Below are 19,478 nucleotides of genomic sequence, written 5' to 3'. Positions count from 1 at the left end.
ACGCCGACAGGTATAGTCCACTTCCGGTCACCGGAGCAAGATCGAAACCAGCTTTCTCCGGCAGTCTTCTCCGAGTTGAGACCTGCGGGGCGACGGAGGAGTTTCTGCCCCGTTTCCTCCCTCGAATTGACGTCAACACCCTTGACACCCCCTGACACTTGCCCTTCTCCTGGGTTTTCGCGCGATCTGTTTGACAACGTTGTCTAGAACTCGCGGCAGGAGCGACGACACGGCATGCACCCCCATCTCAGAGCGGTCTCCCTGGTGGCCTCGGCGGCGCTGATCCTGAGCCTCACCCCCGCGGTGGCTCAGGCGCTTCCGGGCCGATCGGAACAATCCGGCGCATCCATACGGAAGTTCTCCACCTCCTTCGAACCGGACGAAACCCAGCCGACCTGGCGCAACACCGTCGACACCGGGCCCGACGGGCAGAAGCGCGCCTCGGGCGTCGACGGCGGATTCGTCACCGGCATCCCGGGCAACGTCACCGACCACGTCACCACCGTGCGCGCCAGCGGCGAGCACGCGGGCGCCGGCGAGGTCAAGGAGAACCTGATCGACCTCCAGCCGGGCACCAAGTGGCTGGTGTTCGAGCCCACCGCCTGGCTGGAGTTCGACCTCGACCAGCCGGTGAAGCTCGCGACGTACGCGCTGACCTCGGCCAACGACGCCGCCGAACGCGACCCGCGCGACTGGACCCTCAAGGGCTCGGCGGACGGCGAGAACTGGACCGTCCTCGACACCCGGAGCGGCGAGAGCTTCGCCAGGCGCTTCGAGACGAGGACGTACGACACCCCGGGTGGCGGGGCCACCGCCTACGCCCACTACCGCCTGGAGATCACCAGGAACGCGGGCGCGGGCCTCACCCAGCTCGCCGACGTCCAGTTCTCGAACGGGGACACCTCGCAGCCCGTCCCGGAGGACATGCGCAGCCAGGTCGACCGCGGCCCCAGCGGCTCCCCCACCGCCAAGGCCGGCGCCGGCTTCACGGGCAGGCGGGCGCTGCGCTACGCCGGCACGCACCGGGGCGAGGGCCGGGCGTACTCGTACAACAAGGTCTTCGACACCGACATCCGGATCGTCCGCGACACCGAGCTCTCCTACACGATCTTCCCGTCGATGTCGGCGTCCGAGACCGACCTGAACTACCCCGCCACGAACGTGTCGGTGGACCTGGCCTTCACCGACGGCACCTATCTGAGCGACCTCGGCGCCACCGACACCTACGGCGGGGCGCTCACGCCCCGCGGCCAGGGCGCCGCCAAGCGGCTCTACGTCAACCAGTGGAACCGGGTCACCGCCCGGATCGGCGAGGTCGCCGACGGCAGGACCGTGGACCGGATCCTGGTGGCCTACGACTCCCCCAAGGGCCCGGGGAAGTTCCAGGGCTGGATCGACGACGTCACGATCGCGCCGAAGCCGCCGCAGGAGCCCTACGAGCGCCTCTCCGACTACGCCTCGACGCTGCGCGGCACGAACTCCTCCGGCTCCTTCTCGCGCGGCAACACCTTTCCGGCCACCGCCGTGCCGCACGGCTTCAACTTCTGGACGCCGGTCACCAACGCGGCGACGCAGAGCTGGATCTACGAGTACGCGCGCGGCAACAACGCCGACAACCTGCCCACCCTGCAGGCGCTGTCCGCCAGCCACCAGCCGAGCCCCTGGATGGGCGACCGGCAGACCTTCCAGGTGATGCCCTCGGCCGCCGCGGGCCCCCCGCCGACCGACCGGGCCGCCCGGGCGCTCCCGTTCCGCCACGCGAACGAGACGGCGAAGCCGCACTACTACGGCGTCACGTTCGAGAACGGTCTGAAGGCGGAGATCGCCCCGGCCGACCACGCGGCCGTCATGCGCTTCACCTACCCGGGCGAGGACGCGAGCGTCGTCCTGGACAACGTCACCGAGCAGGGCGGGCTCACCGTCGACCCGGCGACGCGCTCCTTCACCGCCTACTCCGACGTGAGGAGCGGGCTGTCCACGGGCGCGGGCCGGATGTTCGTGTACGGCGTCTTCGACGCGCCCGTCACGGACTCCGCCGCCCAGGGCGTGAAGGGGCACCTCCGCTTCGACCCGGGCGCCGACCGCACGGTGACCCTGCGCCTCGCGACCTCCCTGATCTCGGTCGACCAGGCGAAGGCCAATCTCGCCGACGAGATCCCGGAGGGCACGGACTTCGACTCCGTGCGGGAGCGGGCCCAGGACGCCTGGGACGGGGTGCTCGGCCGGGTCACGGTCGAGGGCGCGACCCACGACCAGCTGGTTACCCTCTACTCCAGCCTCTACCGGCTCTACCTGTACCCCAACTCCGCGTTCGAAAAGGTCGGTTCGTCCTACCGGTACGCCAGCCCCTTCTCCGCCCCGGTCGGCCCCGACACCCCGACCCGTACCGGCGCGAAGATCGTGGAGGGCAAGGCGTACGTCAACAACGGCTTCTGGGACACCTACCGGACGGCCTGGCCGGCCTACTCCTTCCTGACTCCGGAGAAGGCGGGCGAGCTGGTCGACGGTTTCGTGCAGCAGTACAAGGACGGCGGCTGGATCTCCCGCTGGTCCTCCCCCGGCTACGCGGACCTGATGACCGGCACCTCCTCGGACGTGGCCTTCGCGGACGCGTACGTGAAGGGCGTCGACTTCGACGCGGAGGCGGCGTACGAGGCGGCCCTGAAGAACGCGACCGTCGTGCCGCCCGGCCGGGGCGTCGGCCGCAAGGGCATGGAGACCTCCCCCTTCACCGGCTACGCCTCGACCGAGACCCACGAGGGACTGTCCTGGTCCCTGGAGGGCTACCTCAACGACTACGGCATCGCGAGGATGGGACAGGCGCTCTACGAGAAGACCGGCGAGAAGCGCTACCAGGAGGAGTCGGCGTACTTCCTCGACCGGGCGCGCTCCTACGTCTCCCTCTTCGACGCGAAGGCCGGCTTCTTCCAGGGCCGCGACGCCGCCGGCGCCTGGCGGGTGCCCTCGGCGTCGTACGACCCGCGGATCTGGGGCTACGACTACACGGAGACCAACGGCTGGGGCTACGCCTTCACGGCCCCGCAGGACTCCCGGGGCCTCGCCAACCTGTACGGCGGGCGCGCCGGCCTCGGGAAGAAGCTCGACGCGTACTTCTCGACCCCGGAGACGGCGAGCCCCGAGGTCGCCGGCTCGTACGGCAGCGTCATCCACGAGATGACGGAGGCGCGGGACGTGCGGATGGGCATGTACGGGCACTCCAACCAGGTCGCGCACCACGTGCCGTACATGTACGACGCCGCGGGGCAGCCGTGGAAGACGGCGCAGAAGGTCCGCGAGGTCCTGTCCCGCCTCTACACGGGCAGCGAGATCGGCCAGGGCTACCACGGCGACGAGGACAACGGCGAGCAGTCGGCCTGGTTCCTGTTCTCCGCGCTGGGCTTCTACCCGCTGGTGATGGGCAGCGGGGAGTACGCGATCGGCTCGCCGCTCTTCAGGAAGGCGACCGTACGCATGGACAACGGGCGCACGCTGGTCGTGGAGGCCCCGCGCAACAGCGCCCGCAACATCTACGTCCAGGGCGTGAAGCTGAACGGGCAGCGGTGGACCTCGACGGCGCTGCCGCACGACCTGCTCGCCCGGGGCGGCACGCTGAAGTTCGACCTGGGTCCGGTGCCCTCGGCCTGGGGAACGGGCGCCTCGGCGGCCCCGGTCTCGATCACCCGGGACGACAGGGTGCCGGCGCCGCGGACCGATCTGCTCGCGGGCGCCGCGGGGCCGCTGTTCGACGACACCTCGGCGACGGCGGGGCCGGTGACCGGACCGGTCGAGCTTCCCGTGGCCGGTCCGGTGAAGGCGGTGCGGTACACGCTGACCTCGTCGGCGGACCGGGCGAAGGCGCCGGCGGGCTGGGTGCTCCAGGGCTCCGCGGACGGCGTGAGCTGGAAGGACCTGGACCGGCGGGACGGCGAGTCCTTCGCCTGGGCGCGGCAGACCCGGGTGTTCTCGGTGCCGGTGCCGGGGACGTACGCGAAGTACCGGCTGGTGACGCCCGGTCCGGGCGGTGAGCTGGCGGAGGTGGAGCTGCTCGGCTGACGCCGTACGGCCCGTGCATGAGGAAGGCCCTCTCCCCGGTCGGTCGGGGAGAGGGCCCTCCGTCGTGGTCCTTGGCCTCGGCCGCGGATCAGGTTGCGCAGTACGTGCTGCGGCTGCTCCCGCTGCACGGTGGTTCCGCAGGGGTGCGTCCGGTCCCAGACGGAGCGCGAGTCCTTCGGCCGGGGGTGCCCTTGGTGTCAGGCCGACGCGGGCTCCGCCTGCGGCTCGGGGGCCCGGGTCAGTTCCGCCACGGCGGTGAGGACGGCCTGCGTCCGGGTCTCGAGGTCGGGTGTGGCGCGGAAGCGGCCCTCGGCGTCGAGGTGGTCGGCGATAGCGGGAATCGACAGGGTCGGTTCGGCCGTGCGCAACCCCACCATGGCGAGCACCGGACGGATCATCTCGATGGCCGGGGCTCCGCCGGAGCTGCCGGCGCTGTAACTGATGAGGCCCACGGGCTTGTTCTGCCACTCGCGGTAGAGGTGGTCGATCGCGTTCTTCAGCGACGCGCAGAAGCCGCGGTTGTACATCGGCATGACGAAGACGAAGCAGTCCCCGGCGTCGATCTTCGCGCTCCATTCCTTGGTGTGCTGGTGCGCGTAGATCCCGCTCTCCGGGTGCTCGGACTCGTCCAGGAACGGCAACGCGACGTCCTTCAGGTCCAGCAGTTCGACATCGAACCCACCCTGCCGGGCGGCGAGTTCGGCGACCCACCGGGCGAGAGGACGGCCGGCCGACGTGGAGCGGACGCTGGCGGAGATGATGTGAAGACGGGGCACGGTGCCGATTCCTTCGTCGAAGAGGTGACCCGGATCCGGACGGGGGATCGGACGGATCCGGGCCGGCGCGGAGTGGTGGCGGATGCCGGTACCGGCCGCACGGGGCCGCGCGGTGCGGGGCTTCTCGCGCCACCAAGTGATTGACACGTCAGCAATTACCGTAGGACAGGGTGAGTGATACGTCAATCACCATCGGTAGAATGGTGACCGTGACCGAGGCACCCCACTGGCTGACCGACCGGGAGCAACGGGCCTGGCAGGCCTACCGCCGGATGTTCCTGCTGCTCAATGCTCAGCTCGCCCGCGACCTGAGCCGCGACAGCGGGCTGTCCGAGCCGGACTACGACGTGCTGTCCAGCCTCAGCAGCACCCCCGGCCACCAGCGGCGGGTCAGCGACCTCGCGCACCACATGCTGTGGTCGCGCAGCCGCCTCTCCCACCACCTGGGCCGCATGGAGCAGCGGGGCCTGGTGGCCCGCGAGGAGTGCGCGACCGACGGACGGGGCGCCGTCGTCACCCTCACGGGCAAGGGGCTGCGCACCATCGAGGCGGCGGCACCGGCGCACGTGGCGTCGGTGCGCCGGTACTTCGTCGACCTGCTGACGCCCGAGGAGCTCGACATGTTCGCGGCGCTCGGCGAACGCGTCGTGGACCACCTCAGACTCACCGGCGGCGGTGTCTGATCCAGGCCCGGCGCCCGGCCGGTTCAGGACGAACCGAAGGCCGGCCGGGCCGGGCATCCGACCGGCAGCACTCCCGTGACCTGCTCGATGCGCGCCCGCACCCGGTCCGGTGAGACATCTCCTCCCGCGGGGATGTACGTGTGCCTGGGGGTGCGGGGCGCGAGCTAGGAGGTGTGCGCGGCCGACTCGGCGCTCCCCTTCCTGATCTGTCTGCCGGTCAGCAGGCCGGACAGGGTGCTGAACACGGCGCAGCTCGCCGCGAGCCCCAGCCAGACCACCGTGGCGCTGCCGGAGGCCGCCAGACCGACGCCGATCGAGGGGCCGGCGAACTTGCCGGCGCCCATCATCGAGTTGGCCATGGCGGTGGCCCGGGTGAGCTCGCGCTCGGGCACCATGGAGATCAGCCAGGGGTGGAACGAGCACGAGTAGGCGCACTCGCCGAGCCCGAACAGCACGGCGTACAGCAGCAGACCGGCGAGGCGTGGGCCGTACGGGGCCAGCGAGAACAGCCCGACGACGACGTAGGACGCCACCCACAGTCCGACCGCGACGCGCAGGCCGGTGCTCTCCGGCAGGTTCTCCAGACGGCGGGTCATCGGCCGCTGGAAGACGGCGATCACCACCACGGTCACGAAGAGCATCAGCGACACCGCGAACAGCGGCATGTCCATCAGCCGGGTGGTCACCAGCGGCGCGGTCGCGTCGAACTGGCTGAAGGCGAACAGCGCCGCGGTCAGTTGGAAGACGGCGACCGGGGCCATCACCCGCCACAGCCGCAGCACCGGAAGCGGCTGCCCGTCCCCGTCGTCCTCCGTGTCCGCGGCGGCCGCGGGCATATGGCGGCGCACCCGCCACAGCGCGACGGTGAGCGGCAGGATGCCCACCGCGTTCGCGAGGAAGAAGTACGGGATGACCGCCCGAGGCAGCACCAGCGTCAGCAGACCGGCGAGCAGCGAGCCACCCGCGAGCGTCGCGTTCAGGACGGCGTAGCGCCGGGCGAACACCCGCCGCCGTTCCTCCGCCGTGATCAGGGCGTTGACCAGCGGGACGATCGCGGCCATGAACCCGCCCTGCCCCGCGCCGACGGCCATGCCCGCGGCCGTCACCGCGACCAGCGAGCCGGCGCCGGGCACGGCGAGGTAGCCGGTCAGCCAGAGCAGGGTGCCGGCGATGCCGAGTGGGATCCGGCCGACCTTCAGCGCCCCGGTGGACAGCAGCAGGGCGACAGCCAGGTTGGCGCCGCCGCTGAAGCCGTAGAACAGCGCCACGCCCGCGGTGCCGACGCCCGGCCGGCCCGCGAGGTACACGGAGGTGTAGGGCATGGCGAGGCCGAGGCAGAACGACGACAGTCCGTGCGCGGCGATCAGCCCGTCGACAGGCCGCCAGCGGCTAGGCCACCGCATGGATCTCCACCTCTCCGAGCGGCTCGACCTCGGCCGTGACCAGGGGCACGGCCTCGTCGAGGGCGTGGGCGCAGGCCTTCTCGTCGTCCCCCGACGCCACCAGGACGGCCAGCCGGGGGATGACCTGCCGGGGCGGCAGCAGCAACCGGGTGCCAGGTGGGGCAAGGACCTCGGCGTGCGCGATGCCCGGCACGGCCGCGGCCCGCTCCACGTCCACCCGGCCCACCGTGCCGTCGTGCGGCGGATAGACGAAGCGGACCTCGGCGCAGCCGGCGCGGTCCGGCCGCAGGTCGGGGGTGCGGCCCAGGGCGAGTTCGGCCGCGGCGACGACGAGGTCGACGCCGGTGGCCAGCCGGGAGGCGTACGGAATCAGGTCGCCGCCGAGGCGCCCGTTGAGCTCCACCAGGCGCGGCCCGGCCGGGGTCAGCCGCAGCTCGGCGTGGGTGACCCCCAGCTCGACGCCGAGCACCCGGTGCGCGGCGATCACCAGGGCCCGCGCCTCCTCGGCCCACGGCTCGTCCTCCCAGCCGGTCACCAGATGCCCGACCTCCTCGAAGTGCGGGGCGAAGCCCAACCGCTTGCGGGCGACGTGCACCGGCGTCACGGCGCCGTCCCGCACCACGCTGTCGACGCTGATCTCCGGCCCCGTCAGGTACTCCTCGACGAGCACGCCGACGCCGGAGGGCAGCTCCCGGTAGCCGGCGCCCGCCGCCAGCGCGAACCCCTCCCGCACCGCCGCCTCGTCCTCGGCCAGGACGACGCCGATGCTGCCGGCCTGCGCGCGGGGCTTGAGCACGACCGGATGGCCGATCGCCGCCGCGATCCGCGAGGCCTCGTCGGCGGTGTGCGCCAGACCGTGCCGGACGGCAGAGACACCGGCCTCCGCCAGCAGCGTCCGGGTCTGGTACTTGTCGCGGCAGCGGGCCGCGGAGCGGGCCGACATGTGCCGCAGGGACAGCTTCTCGGCGGCCCGCGCGGTGGTCTCGAGGACGGTCTCGCCCCAGGTCAGCACGGCCGGGCCGGACCCGGTCAGCTCGGCGAGCGCCCGGGTCAGCGCCTCCTCGTCGGCCGGGTCGGCCACCCTCCAGTCGGCCAGGTACGGGCGCTGCCAGGTGGGTTCGGCCGGCAGCAGCGCGGACAGCCGGTACCGCTCGGCCAGCGACCGCATGGCGTAGCGGCGGTACGGCGCATTGCCGCTGCCCACGATCGTCAGATGCGGGGTGCCTTCGGGCATGACCGTCCCTTCCGTTCGGTGTGCGGGTGCGGGTGGGGGGCGGCGGACATCAGGCCGGGACCCAGCCGTAGGCGTGTTCGACGCGGAAGCCGACGGCCAGCCTGCGGTCGGCGACCATGGCCGTCCGGTACTCCTCCCAGTCGGGGTGCTCGCCCTGGACACCCCGGTAGACGGCGACGAGCTGCTCCACGGCCGCGTCGCACGGCTCCGCGGCGACGGCGGACAGCGTGGCGAGGCCCTCGAACACCGCGTACGCCCCACCGCCGGGCGTGCTCACGTGGAGGCTGACCCGCGGGTCGCGGCGCAGATTGCGCGCCTTGGCCCGGTCGGCGGTGGTGGACAGGCGCACGAAGCCCGCGTCGGCGTCGTACCAGTAGTCGATGGTGGACAGTTGCGGTCTGCCGTCGGCCTTGAGCGTGCACAGCACTCCGCGCCCCCGTTCGCCGAGCAGGGGCAGATAGCGGTCCGGGCCGGTGGAGTGGGGCACGGTGGTGATTCCTTTCGCCGGGTGCGGTGGTTCAGCGGCGGTGCAGTTCAAGCAGCTGAAAGTCGAGGGTGGTGTCCGGGTCGGGGCTGCGCCGCTCGCTGCGCACCAGCTCCACCGTCAGGCCTGCCCGCTCGCACAGGGCGGCGAGGAGCGGGGCGTTTCCGATGCTGCAGAAGCCGAGGAAGAGCCGCCCGCCGGGGGCGAGCCGGGACGGCGCCTCCTGCACGTACCGGCGGTGGGCCTCGTAGCCCGGGTCGAAGAACGCGTGGTGCAGGTCCGTCTCGTTGACGAACTCCCCCGGCGCCTCGGCGAAGTTGGAGTTCCAGAAGATGACGTCGAACGTGTCCTCGGGGCCGAGGGCGGAGAACAGGTCGCTGTGCATCACCCGTACCCGGTCGCCGACGCCGTGCCGTTCGACGTTGCGACGGGTGTTCTCGACGGCGGCCGGGCTGATGTCCAGCGCCGTCACCGCGCGGCAGCCGGACAGGGCCGCGGTCACGGCGGTGACCCCGGCGCCGGAGCCGACCTCCAGGAAGGACCCGTCCGGCGGATAGGGCAGCCACGACGACAGCAGCTCGGTGATCGGCGTGTAGGTGGGGCTGAAGACGTCGTCGAGCAGCTCCCATTCGCGGCCGAGCAGGCTGAACTCGGCGGGGCGGGTGCGGTCCTCCTGGTGGCGGCGCAGCAGAGCGCTGCCGCGCCGGAATCCGGTGTCCTCCACCGTCACGCTCCTTCTCGGGACTCGACGAGGGCCAGGACCCGGGCCGGGCTGCCGGATCCGCCGACGATCGGCAGGGGGCTCGCCACCAGCAGCGCGCCGGTGGGCGGGAGCAGGGCGAGGTTCTGCAGCTGGGTCAGGCCGTACTTGCCGGCGCCGTGCAGATACCAGTGGCACGGGTAGGGCGGCTCGAAGTCGCCCGCGAGCCCGGCGTCCGTGCCGACCGTCTCCACGCCGAAACCGGCCAGCGGGGTCTCCTCGGCGAGCCAGCGGGCGCAGTCGGGGGCGACGCCGGGGGTGTGCCGGTCGTTGATGAAGCGCTCCGGGTCGTCGGCCCGCGCGTCCCAGCCGGTGCGGTACAGCAGCCACCCGCCCTCGGGCAGCGCCCCGTGCGCGGCCGTCCACGCCTCGACGTGCTCGCGCCGGAGCAGGAAGTCCGGGTCCTTCTCCGCCTCCGCGCTCATGTCGATGACGGCGGCCGGACCGATCAGCCGCGTCGGCGCCACCTGGGCGACGTCCTGGCCGCCACGGCCGGAGAGCCAGTGCGCGGGGGCGTCGAAGTGCGTCCCGGTGTGCTCGGAGAGCCGGATGTTGTTCCAGTAGACCGTGGGGCCCGGTTCGTCGAAGTTGCTGATCACCTCGCGGCTGAAGGGCCACGGCTGGCCGCGCTCGGGCGGCAGGCAGATGATCGGGGTGCGCTCGGACAACGGCGCGGTCAGGTCGACCACCTGCACGGTGCCGCCGCGCAGGGCCGTGAGGAGGGTGGCGAGCACGCTCATGCGGCACTCCCCCCGGGCGCGGCCGGGCCGGCCGGCGAGGCGGTGTCGGCGGTGACCGGGGTGCACCACTCCGGGTGCTTCCCGCGGGCGCGCACCGCGTCGTCGTAGTGCCGCTGCAGGGCTTGGGTGAGCGGGCCGGGCCGCCCGTCCCCGACCGTGATCCGGTCGATGCTGGTGATCGGCAGCAGCTCGGACATCGTGCCGCACAGGAACAGCTCGTCGCAGACGTAGAGCTCGGTGCGGTCGATCTCCCGGCGGCGCAGCGGCAGGCCGAGGTGCTCCTGCGCCAGGGTGGCGACCGTGTCGACGGTGAGTCCCTCCAGCACCCCGCTGGTGCCCGGCGGGGTGACCAGTTCGCCGTCGCGGACCATGACCACGCAGGAGCCGGGCGCCTCCGAGACGGTGCCGCGGGCGTTGAGCAGCAGCGTGGTGTCGTAGCCGTTGCGCAGCGCCTCGTGGTGGGCGAGCCGGCTGTTGTGGTAATTGGCACCCGCCTTGATGCGCGGCGGCATGGCGTCGTCGCTGATGCGCCGCCAGGAGGAGATGCAGGCGGCCACGCCCCGGTCGTGGGCGAGGGAGCGCGGGACGGGCGTCGAGGTGATGTGGACGCCGGTCTCGACGGTCGTGGTCATCGGGTCGAAGTTCGGTCCCATGCCGAAGTAGCCGACCACGCACACGTGCGCGTCGGTGCCGAAGTCGTTGGCGAGCACCAGGTCCGAGCACGCCCGCGCGAGTTCCTCGGGCGTGTACGCGATCTCCATGCGCAGGCTCTTCATGGAGCGCCACAGCCGCTCCAGGTGGTCCTGGACGCGGAAGGCGTAGAGCCGCTCGTCGTCGCCGGTGTAGACCCGGATGCCCTCGAAGACGTTGGCGCCCCAGAAGGCGCCCTGGCTGCGGGCGTGCACGAGGCACTGGTCCCAGGGGACGAGCCGGCCGTCCAGCCAGGCGTAGGGCGGGGTGGTCGCGGTCATCAGCGGGTTCCTCTCACTAGGGGCCGCTCCGCCGGGGAGCCGACGGCCCGGTGCAGGGCGGCGGTGAACTCGGCGCCGGTGCGCCCGCGGGCGGCGAGGTGGCCGTCCGGCCGGGCCAGCCACCAGCGGCCGGTCGCCGCTCCGTAGGCGGCGAGCAGCTCCGCGTCCGCGGTGCGGACCACCGCGACGCCGGACGGCAGCGGGCCGGCGGGGGCGGTCATGGGCAGCACCGCCACGGTCCGCACGGACGGTTCCGCCGCGTGGGCGCGCACCTCGGCCACCAGGTCGGCGGCGGTCGCGGTGTCGGGGGCGAAGCACAGGGCGACGAAGCCGTCGCCGAGCAGTTGCCGCAGTCGGGTGCGCCGCCCGTCCGCGTCGACGATCCCGTCCCGCGCGAAGGCGCCCAGCAGGGGCTCGTCGGCGGCGGACTGCACCAGCGGGGAGTCCGCGTAGACGTACGGCTCCGCCATGCGGCCGCTGTTGACCCGGTCGCGGGCGCCGCTGAGGCGGTGCGACAGCGCCAGGATCGTCGAGCGCGCCAGGCGGCGCATGCGGCTGGGCGGCACCATGAAGCGGATGGTGGCCTCGGTGACGCGCAGGTTCTCCCGCGCCGCCGCGTACCGCTCGGTGTGGTACGACTCCAGCAGTTCCTCCCCGCCCTGGCCGGCGTGGACGAGGGCGAGCTTCCAGGCGAGGTTGTCGGCGTCCTGGATGCCGCTGTTCATCCCGCGGGAGCCGTACGGGGGCAGGGCGTGCGCGGCGTCGCCGGCGAACAGGAGCCGGCCGACGCGCAGCCGCTCCACCACCCGCTGGTGGAAGCGGTAGGTGCTGACCCAGTCCACCTCGTACGGGATGTCGCCGATGACGGCCCGCACCCGCTGGTCGAACCGGCCGTCGGCGCGTTCGGCGTCGATGTCGGTGTCCGGCGGCAGCTGCCAGTCGATGCGCCAGATGTCGTCCGGCTGCGGATGCATCACCAGCTGGCGGCCCGGGTTGAACGAGGGGTCGTAGTGGAAGTGCCGTTCCTTGGCCAGCGGGAGCTTCGCCCGGATGTCGGTGATCAGGAACCGGTCCTTGTGGGTGTAGCCGGTCCAGGCCACCCCGACCAGGTCGCGCACGGTGCTGCGCACCCCGTCGGCGGCGACCAGATGTCCGAAGCGCAGGGTGCGCTCGCCGTCGGCGGTGCGCGCCCGCACGGTGACCGCGTCCTCGTCCTGCTCGACCGCGGTCACCTCGTGGCCCCAGCGGATCTCGCAGTCCGGATGGGCCTCGGCGGCCTGCAGCAGGATCTGCTCGATGCGGTACTGGGAGATGTTCACGAAGGGCCCGAAGCCGGGGCCGTGGGGGTACTCGGCCGACCTGATCACCTTGTTGCGCACATAGGTGTGGGCGACCGTCCAGGTCACGCCCTCGTCCTTGATCGGCTGCCCACAGCCGAACTTGTCCAGGACCTCCAGGACGTCCCCCTGGATCAGACAGGCCTTCGAGCCCTGCTTGACCAGGTCGGGGTCCGCTTCGAGCACCATGCACGGCACGCCGAGCGTCGCCAGGCGCATGGCGGCCACCAGGCCGATCGGCCCGGCGCCGACGATGCCCACGGGTGCGTCGAGTCCGGTCACGACGTCGCCACCGCCTCTTCGACCGTGACGGCGCCCGGCACGTCGACATCAACGCCCTGGAAGACCGGGATGTCGCGGACGGACCTGAGGTACGGCGTGCCTTCGGTGTAGCCGGTGCCGCTGGCCGTGCCGAGCATGCGGACCGCCAGGCGGTAGTGGGTCTGCCGCCAGCGCATCAGGGTGCGGGCGAACTCGGCCATCGCCTGGCGCAGCCGCTCGCACTGCTCCGGCGTCAGGTCACCGGAGCCGCAGGCCTCCTGGTAGGCGTCGTCGAGCGTGCGCGGGGCGCGCAGCACCCGGGCCCGTACCTCGGGCACGGAGAGGTAGGCGGGGGAATCGAGGCGCTCGCCGTCGGGCGTGCGGCACAGCGACTCCATGATCTTGTAGTTCCGCGACTGGATCGCACTCGCGCCCTCGGTGAACTCGCGGAACGTGCGGAACGACTCGACCTGCATCGTCGCCAGCATCGAGAACAGCGGGGCGGACTCGCGCAGCGCCGCCTCCGAGCTGTTGATGAAGTGCAGGGCGCGGTCCTCCCGGCGCTCGCCGAGCGCCGAGATCGCGGCCCGCAGCTGTACGGCGAGCAGCGCGAACGTCGTCTCGAACGCCTGCAGCACCCGCAGGAAGAGGTACTCGTCGTGGCAGGTGTCCACGGGCAGCACACCCAGCCGGACGGCCTGCCGCTCGGCGAGCGACATGTCGGCCGTCACGATGGAGCAGGCCTGCCGGACGACTTCCACGGGGTCGGCGGCGACCAGGCCGCCGTCCAGGGCCATCCGGGCCAGGGCGGGCCGGATCGCCCGCAGCCCGTGCCGGCACCGCTTGCCCACCAGGTCGGGCGTCGGCCGCATCCGGGGCAGCAGGGTCGTCGTCTGGTCGAGCGCGGCCAGTTCGAAGGCGAGCGCGTCGGTCACCAGCTGCGCCACCAGCCGGTCGCAGCGCGAGCGGGCGAAGGGCGCCTGCTCCTCCGGGTCGTCCACCGCGGGGAGCTGGAGCAGGCCGAGGGCCAGGTAGGTGGGGTAGTCGTAGCGTTCGTCCGCCTTGTCCAGGGCCGTGCTCAGGAACGAGGCGAGCATCTGTATCTGCGGCCAGGGGGCGCTCAGGGCGGGCAGTCTCTCGCGCGCCTCGCCGAGGAGACGGAGCACCTGCGGGTCGACGAAGTGCTTGCCGACCTGCTGGTAGTGGCGGACCACGACGTCGTAGGGGAACTTCATCGGGTCGGGTTCGTGGAGCCAGCACTGCAGTTCTGCTTGTGACATGGGCCTGCCGTTCGATCGGTGATCGGAACTGGTGGGTTGGTGTCGTGCTGCGAAGGAAGCGGGGACCGTCCGTGGGGGATTGCCCGTGGGACCGTCGGGACGTGCGTGGGGGCCGAGCGTGGGGGCCGTGCGCGTTCAGGATCTTGCCGTGGCCGGTGCGACCGTGACGCCGTCGAGGGCCGCGCACAGCGCGTCCACGTCGTCGGCGTTGTTGTAGTAGTGGAAGGAGAGGCGTACGACGTCGCCGCGGGGGCTCACCGCGATGCCGCGTCGGGCCAGCCGTCGGGCGAGGGCCGGGGGGTCCGCGGCGAGCAGCCCGATGTGGGCCCCGCGCCGCTCGCGGGGCAGCGCCCGCACCCGGTGCCCCCGACCGGCCAGCCGTTCGGCCGCCAGGTCGGTGAGGTCGAGGACGTGCGCGCGGACCTCGCCGAGGTCCAAGGAGCGCACCAGGCCGAGACCGGCGTTCGCCGCGTAGCAGGCGGGGACCGCCGGCGTGCCGGTCTCGAACCGGGCCGCCGTCGGCGCGAAGTCCAGGCCCCTGGGGTCGAAGGCGAACGGGTCGACGCGGCCGAACCAGCCGGTCAGGCGCGGCATGCGCGGCAGGCGGTCCGGGTCGCGCACGTACAGGAAGGCCAGGCCCGGCAGGCCGAGCAGGTACTTCCCCGTGCCGGCGACGAGGTAGTCGCAGTCCAGCCGCGTCACGTCGACGGGAGTGACCCCGACGGCCTGGTACGCGTCGACGAACACGTCCGCACCCGCCGCGTGGGCCGCCCGGGCGATCCGTTCGGCCGGCAGCAGTTCCGCGTCCTGGTAACCGACCAGCGGTACGGACACGATCCGGGTCCGCTCGTCCGTCAACTCGACGTACTGTTCGGCCTGTTCGGCGTGGACGACGTCGGCGCCACGGGGACGCTGGGCGAGCCACACCTGCGCGACGGAGGGGAACTCCAGCGTGGAGGTGACCACGCGGGGCCGGTCCCCCCACTCCAGCCCGGACGCCACCTGGTACGCCCCGACCGAGGCGTTGGGCACCACCGCGACCTGGTCGGGGCGGGCGCCGATCAGGGCCGCGAATCCCTCTCGGGAGCGCCGTACCTCCTCCTCGAACAGCTCCCAGGGCGCGCCGCCGTCCGCCATGGCGTCCAGCATCCGCGCCAGGGCCGCGTCCAGGTCCAGCGACCGGGGGCCGAGACTGCACCCGGCCAGGTGCACCCGCCGCTCCAGGGAGGGGAAACGCCCGCGGAAGTCCGCCGGACCGACGGAGCCTGCCGGGCTCATGCCGGCTCCGCCTCGTGGTAGCGGCCCATCGGGCCGGTCATCGTCAGCTCGGTGCGTACCGCCCACAGCTCGGGGAAGAACTTGTACTCGATCAGGCGGGCCAGCACGTCCACCGGCGTGCCCTGGGTGCCGACCACCTGCGTGCCGATGATGCGGGTGGTGACCTTGTAGTGCCGCACCCGCCACAGCGAGACGCGCTCGTCCCATTCGACCAGGGCCTCGGCAAGCCGGTGTTCGGGGCTGCCCTGCCGGTCGCGGTACAGCTCGGCGAGGTCGATGCCCCGGTCCTTGACCAGGGCGGTGAAGTCCCGGTCGAGGGCGCGTCCGCAACGCTGGACCGAACGCCAGCCGGGCGAGTCCGCGCCGGAGCCGTGGCCCAGGACCGTACGGATGGTCTGGAAGTCCCACGGCGACAGGTGGCGCATCATCTCCAGCTGGCCGGTGACGAGTTCGACGCCGAGGGTGGCCCGGCGCAGCAGGCCGACGGCGCCGTCGAGATCCTCGGCCCGGATCCGCTCGGCGGCCTCCTGCAGCTCCGAGCCGGCCAGCTTCAGCCACAGCTCGGTCGACTGGTGGACGACCTGGAAGAGCAGTTCGTCCCGGTGGATGACCTCGTCGGGGCGGCGCTGGAGCGACAGCAGGGTGTCGGTACGCATGTAGCGCGCGTAGTCGTCCGCGCCCTCGCCGTCCAGGATCTGTTCGGAGTAGTCCCTCATCGTGACACCTCGGGTATGCGTAAGGTCGTGGGCTCGGCGGTATCAGCCGGTTCGGCGGATTCGGTGGGATCGGCTGTCCCGGCGGGTTCGGCGGGTTCGGCGCGCACGCGGAAGCGGGACGCCGTGACGGTCAGCGCGGTCTCCACCTCGGCGCTGGAGGCCCCGCGGAAACGGAACCGGCCGCCGACGTGCTCGTAGTAGGCGTCCGCGTCGGGCAGCACCTCCCCGGGCGACAGCAGTGCCTCGGCGTACGGCCCGGGGCGGCGGCCGACCATGGACGTGGCCTCGGTGATGACACACGGACGCTGCGCGGGCGCGGGCACCAGGAGCCAGCCCGCGACGTCGCCGCCCTCGGTGCGGGGCGGGTCGGCCGGCCGGCGGCCGAGCTGGAGGTCGCAGGCGGCCCGCATCAGGTCGTACCCGTGCACCTCGCGCCAGACGAAGGGGATCTCCGCGCCGCCGACCCGGGCGCCGACCTCCAGGAAGGTGCAGCGGACCCGCCCGTCCCGGCGTTCGACGAACAGCTCCAGGTGGAAGGGGGTCGCGGCGGTGGTCAGCGCCCGCAGATAGGCGGTGGTGGCCTCCGCGACCGCCCGCTGGATCTCGGGGTCGTCCTCCTCGACGGAGCCGAGGAAGGTTCCGTCGTCGCGGAAGCCGAGACAGCTGTTGACGTACCGGGAGGCACGCAGACAGGTCGCGTCCCGGCCGTCGAAGACGCCGTCCACGTGGTGCACCGGGTGCGGGTTGAACTCCTGCGCCAGCAGCGGCCGTACGGCGGGATCGGGCAGCGCGGCCAGGTCGCCGGGGCCGCGCAGGATCACGACGCCGTCGCTGGAGCCGCCGACCCGCGGCTTGACCACCAGCGGCCAGCCGGCGCGGCGGGCCAGGGCGAGCACCGACTCGGGCCCGTCCACGGCGGTGAACGCGGGCACCGGCAGCCCCGCATCGGACACCGCCCGGCACATCACGTACTTGTCGCGGAACGCCACCAGGTCGGCGGTGCGCGGCCCGGGCAGGTCCCACTCCTCACGCAGCCGCGCGCCGGTCATCAGGTCGCCCTCCTTCAGGGCGACGACTCCGTCGGGCCGGCCGTGCCGCCGGGCGAGCACGGCCACCGCGGCACTGACCTCGGCGAGGTCGTCCGTGGCGGTGACGATGACGACGTCCGCCGCGGTGGGCGGGACGCTGCCGCACCCGACATGGGTGGTGACGTAGCTCACGCGGTGGGCGGCGTGATCCACGTAGCGGGCGTAGTCGGCGTAACTCTCCTGCCAGCGATTGACGACCACGACGTGCGGTCGCTCGTCGGCATCCGGGTGGTGTCCGGTCATGCCGTGGGCTCCCTTCGCACGACGCCGGGTGCGGCGTCGTGGTGCGGCCCGGGAGCATGAGTGATTCCCGGGCCGGGATGGACACGGAGCGCGGAGTCGGAACGAGGGCGCGGCCACGGGCGGCGGCCGTGCCGAGGACTCGGCGTTGTGCGACGGCGCTCTGCGCCGGAGGTCGGGGGGATGAAGACGCGGGTGGGGGAGGTCAGGGGGGATGAGGTGGCGGGTGAAGACGCAGGTGGGGGCTCGGAGGGGGGAAGACGCAGGTGGGGGGCTCGGAGGGGGAGACGCAGGTGGGGGGCTCGGAGGGGGAGACGCAGGTGGGGGAAGGTCGGGAGGAGATCAGGCGGAGGTCAGGCGTAGGTCAGGCGTAGGTCAGGGGGTGGTGAAGACGCAGGTGCCGCGCGTGCCGGGGTTGGCGTAGGCGACGACGGCGCCGTCATGGGGCTGCAGGGCGCGCACGAAGGCGCCCGCGTAGCCCTCGGCGTCGAAGAAGACGCCCCAGTTGGCGACCCAGTCGCGGGGCGCGCCGGTGTCCGCGTCGACCACGACCTCGACGGCCGGGCGGACCCGCTCCTGTACCACGTAGTCGCCGTCGGCGGAGGCGGCGAGGGCCTGCCGCCACTGCTCGTCGGTGACCTCGTGGCCGACGACGGTGCCTACTCCGCCGTGGCCGACACCCGGCTTGAGGACCAGGTTCTCCCGGTCCGCGAGGCAGCGCTCCAGCAGTGCGGCGTGGTCGTCGGCACGCCGGCCCGCGGCGCCGAGCAGTCTGGTCCAGGGAAGGACCCGGTCGACGACCGCGCACTCGGCCGCGGACAGCGTGCGGCGCACCTGCGGGTCGTGCAGCAGCGCCAGGCTGCCCTTGCTGGCGAACATGGCGCCTTCGAGGCCGGTGAACAGCACCGTGCGGCCCGCCCGGTGGGCGGCGAGCAGCAGATCGAGGGTAGCGCGGGCCGAAGGGTCGGCCACGATCTCGCTCGCGACGAAGTAGCGCAGGACGACGTCGAGGGGGGTGCCGTGCAGGGTGATCCTGCCGTTCTCCTCGCCGAGGTCTCCGATCTCGCCGAGCAGCAGCCGGACCCCGTGCCCGAGCATCGCCTCCTGCAGGGCGGCGAAGACGTGCCGGTACGCGGCCAGTCCGCCGTTGGCCTCGACGAGCGCGACCACGGGCTCGCCCGAGGCGACCGGCCGCGCCGCGGCGCGCAGCGTGCGCGCGAGCCGCTCGACGGTGTCGACGTGGCCGAGGCCGTGCTCCTCGGTGAACTCCCGGAAGGCCTCCGACTGGAGGAAGGCGCGGTTGAGCTGGGCGGAGTCGGTACCGCCGAGCTGGCTGCCGATGTTGAGCTCGAGCAGCCGGAACGAGCTGCCGTCGTGATAGGCGTCGGCCCGCGCGTAGGCCGGCGGCTGCCCGGTCGCGCCGCGCGACATCAGCTCGGCGAGCTCCGGGTCCATGCCGAGGGCCGCGCAGTAGCGCAGCGGATCGCCGTCGTAGAGCCGTGCCGGCAGCGACACCAGGATGTCGAATACGGCCCTCAGGTCGTCGGCGAAAGCGGAGATCTCGGCTTCCGGAACGAACAGAGGACGGTCGAGCAGCAGCTTCCCGTAGGAATTCGCGTAGGTCTCGGGCAGGGACAGTCCACGTGCCGCGTGGCGAAGCCGTGAAGCCTCTCCCATACATTCGGCGACGTATTTTTCGGAGACGCGCTTGGACACCTGTAGAAACTCCTTACAGCAATGTGCGGGCAGAGCTGAGGCAGAGTTTTTCTGCACCGCGGGGCGAGAGGGACCGGCAGGAAGTGGAGGACGAAAGCCCTCAGGTGTCGGCGCGACTCGCGGCATGAGGAGTCAGGTGGATGAATTCTTGCGGAATCACCGGCGTCTTCAAAATATCCCCCGTGTTTGTGAACAGATCATTAAGCGGGCCACATAGAAGCGCAGCCGCATAAGGCCGTCAAGGGGCCCGCGCGACACCGGGCGCACGGTGACGTGATCCCGCCCCTGCCATGAATCGGACATTCCCTCCTTGCTTTTCGCTCCGGCACCACCGTCGAACGGCCCGCTCCCGAGATGTTTCCGCAGGACTGCCCCGGTCGACCGGTGGAGCGCCCCGGCACTCGGACATTCCGCTTCCGTGCGGACGCCGCGGGAGCGGCCGTGCGCCTTGGGGTGGC

The 19,478-nt window shown here is 72.3% G+C and carries 15 protein-coding genes; 2 read left to right on the top strand and 13 right to left on the bottom strand.

Annotated elements, in window-relative coordinates; all coding sequences use genetic code 11:
• Window positions 1-234: 234 nt before the first annotated feature.
• Window positions 235-4,053 carry a GH92 family glycosyl hydrolase gene (locus ACIGXE_RS32305; protein WP_399753041.1) on the top strand — a complete coding sequence of 1,273 codons (3,819 nt, stop codon included), beginning with the start codon at window positions 235-237 and terminating at the stop codon, window positions 4,051-4,053.
• A 197-nt stretch (window positions 4,054-4,250) separates the two neighbouring features.
• Here the strand turns inward: ACIGXE_RS32305 and ACIGXE_RS32300 are convergent, their stop codons facing one another.
• On the bottom strand, window positions 4,251-4,829 hold the full coding sequence (locus tag ACIGXE_RS32300; RefSeq protein ID WP_399753039.1) for an NADPH-dependent FMN reductase: 579 nt from the start codon (window positions 4,827-4,829) through the stop codon (window positions 4,251-4,253).
• A gap of 209 nt (window positions 4,830-5,038) precedes the next feature.
• Here ACIGXE_RS32300 and ACIGXE_RS32295 point away from each other — a divergent pair, with 209 nt between their 5' ends.
• Window positions 5,039-5,512, top strand: coding sequence for a MarR family winged helix-turn-helix transcriptional regulator (locus tag ACIGXE_RS32295; protein WP_399753037.1), 474 nt, complete (start codon window positions 5,039-5,041; stop codon window positions 5,510-5,512).
• Between the two features lie 164 nt (window positions 5,513-5,676).
• Here the strand turns inward: ACIGXE_RS32295 and ACIGXE_RS32290 are convergent, their stop codons facing one another.
• From ACIGXE_RS32290 to ACIGXE_RS32235, 12 genes are all read right to left on the bottom strand, one after another.
• Window positions 5,677-6,915, bottom strand: a complete 1,239-nt coding sequence (locus tag ACIGXE_RS32290) for an MFS transporter (protein WP_399753035.1) — start codon at window positions 6,913-6,915, stop codon at window positions 5,677-5,679.
• Entirely contained in the window at window positions 6,902-8,149 is a 1,248-nt protein-coding gene (locus ACIGXE_RS32285; RefSeq protein WP_399753034.1) for an ATP-grasp domain-containing protein, read from the bottom strand. The genes ACIGXE_RS32290 and ACIGXE_RS32285 overlap by 14 nt, the downstream gene beginning before the upstream one ends.
• A gap of 49 nt (window positions 8,150-8,198) precedes the next feature.
• On the bottom strand, window positions 8,199-8,636 hold the full coding sequence (locus ACIGXE_RS32280; RefSeq protein WP_399753032.1) for a PPOX class F420-dependent oxidoreductase: 438 nt from the start codon (window positions 8,634-8,636) through the stop codon (window positions 8,199-8,201).
• A 31-nt stretch (window positions 8,637-8,667) separates the two neighbouring features.
• Window positions 8,668-9,357, bottom strand: a complete 690-nt coding sequence (locus tag ACIGXE_RS32275; protein ID WP_399753030.1) for a methyltransferase — start codon at window positions 9,355-9,357, stop codon at window positions 8,668-8,670.
• A 2-nt stretch (window positions 9,358-9,359) separates the two neighbouring features.
• Window positions 9,360-10,133: a cyclase family protein gene (locus ACIGXE_RS32270; protein ID WP_399753028.1), complete on the bottom strand. Its 774-nt coding sequence runs from the start codon at window positions 10,131-10,133 to the stop codon at window positions 9,360-9,362.
• The gene (ilvE, locus tag ACIGXE_RS32265; RefSeq protein WP_399753026.1) at window positions 10,130-11,104 is read right to left on the bottom strand and encodes a branched-chain-amino-acid transaminase; all 975 of its coding nucleotides are present in this window, start codon (window positions 11,102-11,104) and stop codon (window positions 10,130-10,132) included. The genes ACIGXE_RS32270 and ilvE overlap by 4 nt, the downstream gene beginning before the upstream one ends.
• Entirely contained in the window at window positions 11,104-12,723 is a 1,620-nt protein-coding gene (locus ACIGXE_RS32260; RefSeq protein WP_399753024.1) for an FAD-dependent monooxygenase, read from the bottom strand. Before ACIGXE_RS32260 ends, ilvE begins: the two co-directional genes overlap by 1 nt.
• Window positions 12,720-13,982 (bottom strand): tryptophan 2,3-dioxygenase, encoded by a 1,263-nt coding sequence (locus ACIGXE_RS32255; protein ID WP_399753023.1) that lies wholly within the window; start codon window positions 13,980-13,982, stop codon window positions 12,720-12,722. The genes ACIGXE_RS32260 and ACIGXE_RS32255 overlap by 4 nt, the downstream gene beginning before the upstream one ends.
• 135 nt (window positions 13,983-14,117) lie before the next feature.
• Complete coding sequence (locus tag ACIGXE_RS32250; protein WP_399753021.1) at window positions 14,118-15,260, bottom strand: aminotransferase class V-fold PLP-dependent enzyme; 1,143 nt, start codon at window positions 15,258-15,260, stop codon at window positions 14,118-14,120.
• Window positions 15,257-15,976: a tryptophan 2,3-dioxygenase family protein gene (locus ACIGXE_RS32245; RefSeq protein ID WP_399753019.1), complete on the bottom strand. Its 720-nt coding sequence runs from the start codon at window positions 15,974-15,976 to the stop codon at window positions 15,257-15,259. The genes ACIGXE_RS32250 and ACIGXE_RS32245 overlap by 4 nt, the downstream gene beginning before the upstream one ends.
• Window positions 15,973-17,307 carry an acetyl-CoA carboxylase biotin carboxylase subunit family protein gene (locus ACIGXE_RS32240; protein WP_399753018.1) on the bottom strand — a complete coding sequence of 445 codons (1,335 nt, stop codon included), beginning with the start codon at window positions 17,305-17,307 and terminating at the stop codon, window positions 15,973-15,975. The genes ACIGXE_RS32245 and ACIGXE_RS32240 overlap by 4 nt, the downstream gene beginning before the upstream one ends.
• 372 nt (window positions 17,308-17,679) lie before the next feature.
• Window positions 17,680-18,981 carry a hypothetical protein gene (locus ACIGXE_RS32235; protein ID WP_399753016.1) on the bottom strand — a complete coding sequence of 434 codons (1,302 nt, stop codon included), beginning with the start codon at window positions 18,979-18,981 and terminating at the stop codon, window positions 17,680-17,682.
• Between the last annotated feature and the right edge of the window lie 497 nt (window positions 18,982-19,478).

The organism is Streptomyces sp. NPDC053431, from assembly GCF_044544925.1.
Lineage (GTDB): Bacteria > Actinomycetota > Actinomycetes > Streptomycetales > Streptomycetaceae > Streptomyces.
Note: the sequence above shows the minus strand (reverse complement) of the source record. Positions and strands in the feature narration are given on the sequence as shown.

Coding starts and splice junctions, on each gene's coding strand:
- ACIGXE_RS32305 (WP_399753041.1), top strand. CDS start 235: ATGCACCCCCATCTCAGAGCGGTCTCCCTGGTGGCCTCGGCGGCGCTG.
- ACIGXE_RS32290 (WP_399753035.1), bottom strand. CDS start 6,915: ATGCGGTGGCCTAGCCGCTGGCGGCCTGTCGACGGGCTGATCGCCGCG.
- ACIGXE_RS32285 (WP_399753034.1), bottom strand. CDS start 8,149: ATGCCCGAAGGCACCCCGCATCTGACGATCGTGGGCAGCGGCAATGCG.
- ACIGXE_RS32270 (WP_399753028.1), bottom strand. CDS start 10,133: ATGAGCGTGCTCGCCACCCTCCTCACGGCCCTGCGCGGCGGCACCGTG.
- ilvE (WP_399753026.1), bottom strand. CDS start 11,104: ATGACCGCGACCACCCCGCCCTACGCCTGGCTGGACGGCCGGCTCGTC.
- ACIGXE_RS32255 (WP_399753023.1), bottom strand. CDS start 13,982: ATGTCACAAGCAGAACTGCAGTGCTGGCTCCACGAACCCGACCCGATG.
- ACIGXE_RS32250 (WP_399753021.1), bottom strand. CDS start 15,260: ATGAGCCCGGCAGGCTCCGTCGGTCCGGCGGACTTCCGCGGGCGTTTC.
- ACIGXE_RS32245 (WP_399753019.1), bottom strand. CDS start 15,976: ATGAGGGACTACTCCGAACAGATCCTGGACGGCGAGGGCGCGGACGAC.
- ACIGXE_RS32240 (WP_399753018.1), bottom strand. CDS start 17,307: ATGACCGGACACCACCCGGATGCCGACGAGCGACCGCACGTCGTGGTC.
- ACIGXE_RS32235 (WP_399753016.1), bottom strand. CDS start 18,981: ATGGGAGAGGCTTCACGGCTTCGCCACGCGGCACGTGGACTGTCCCTG.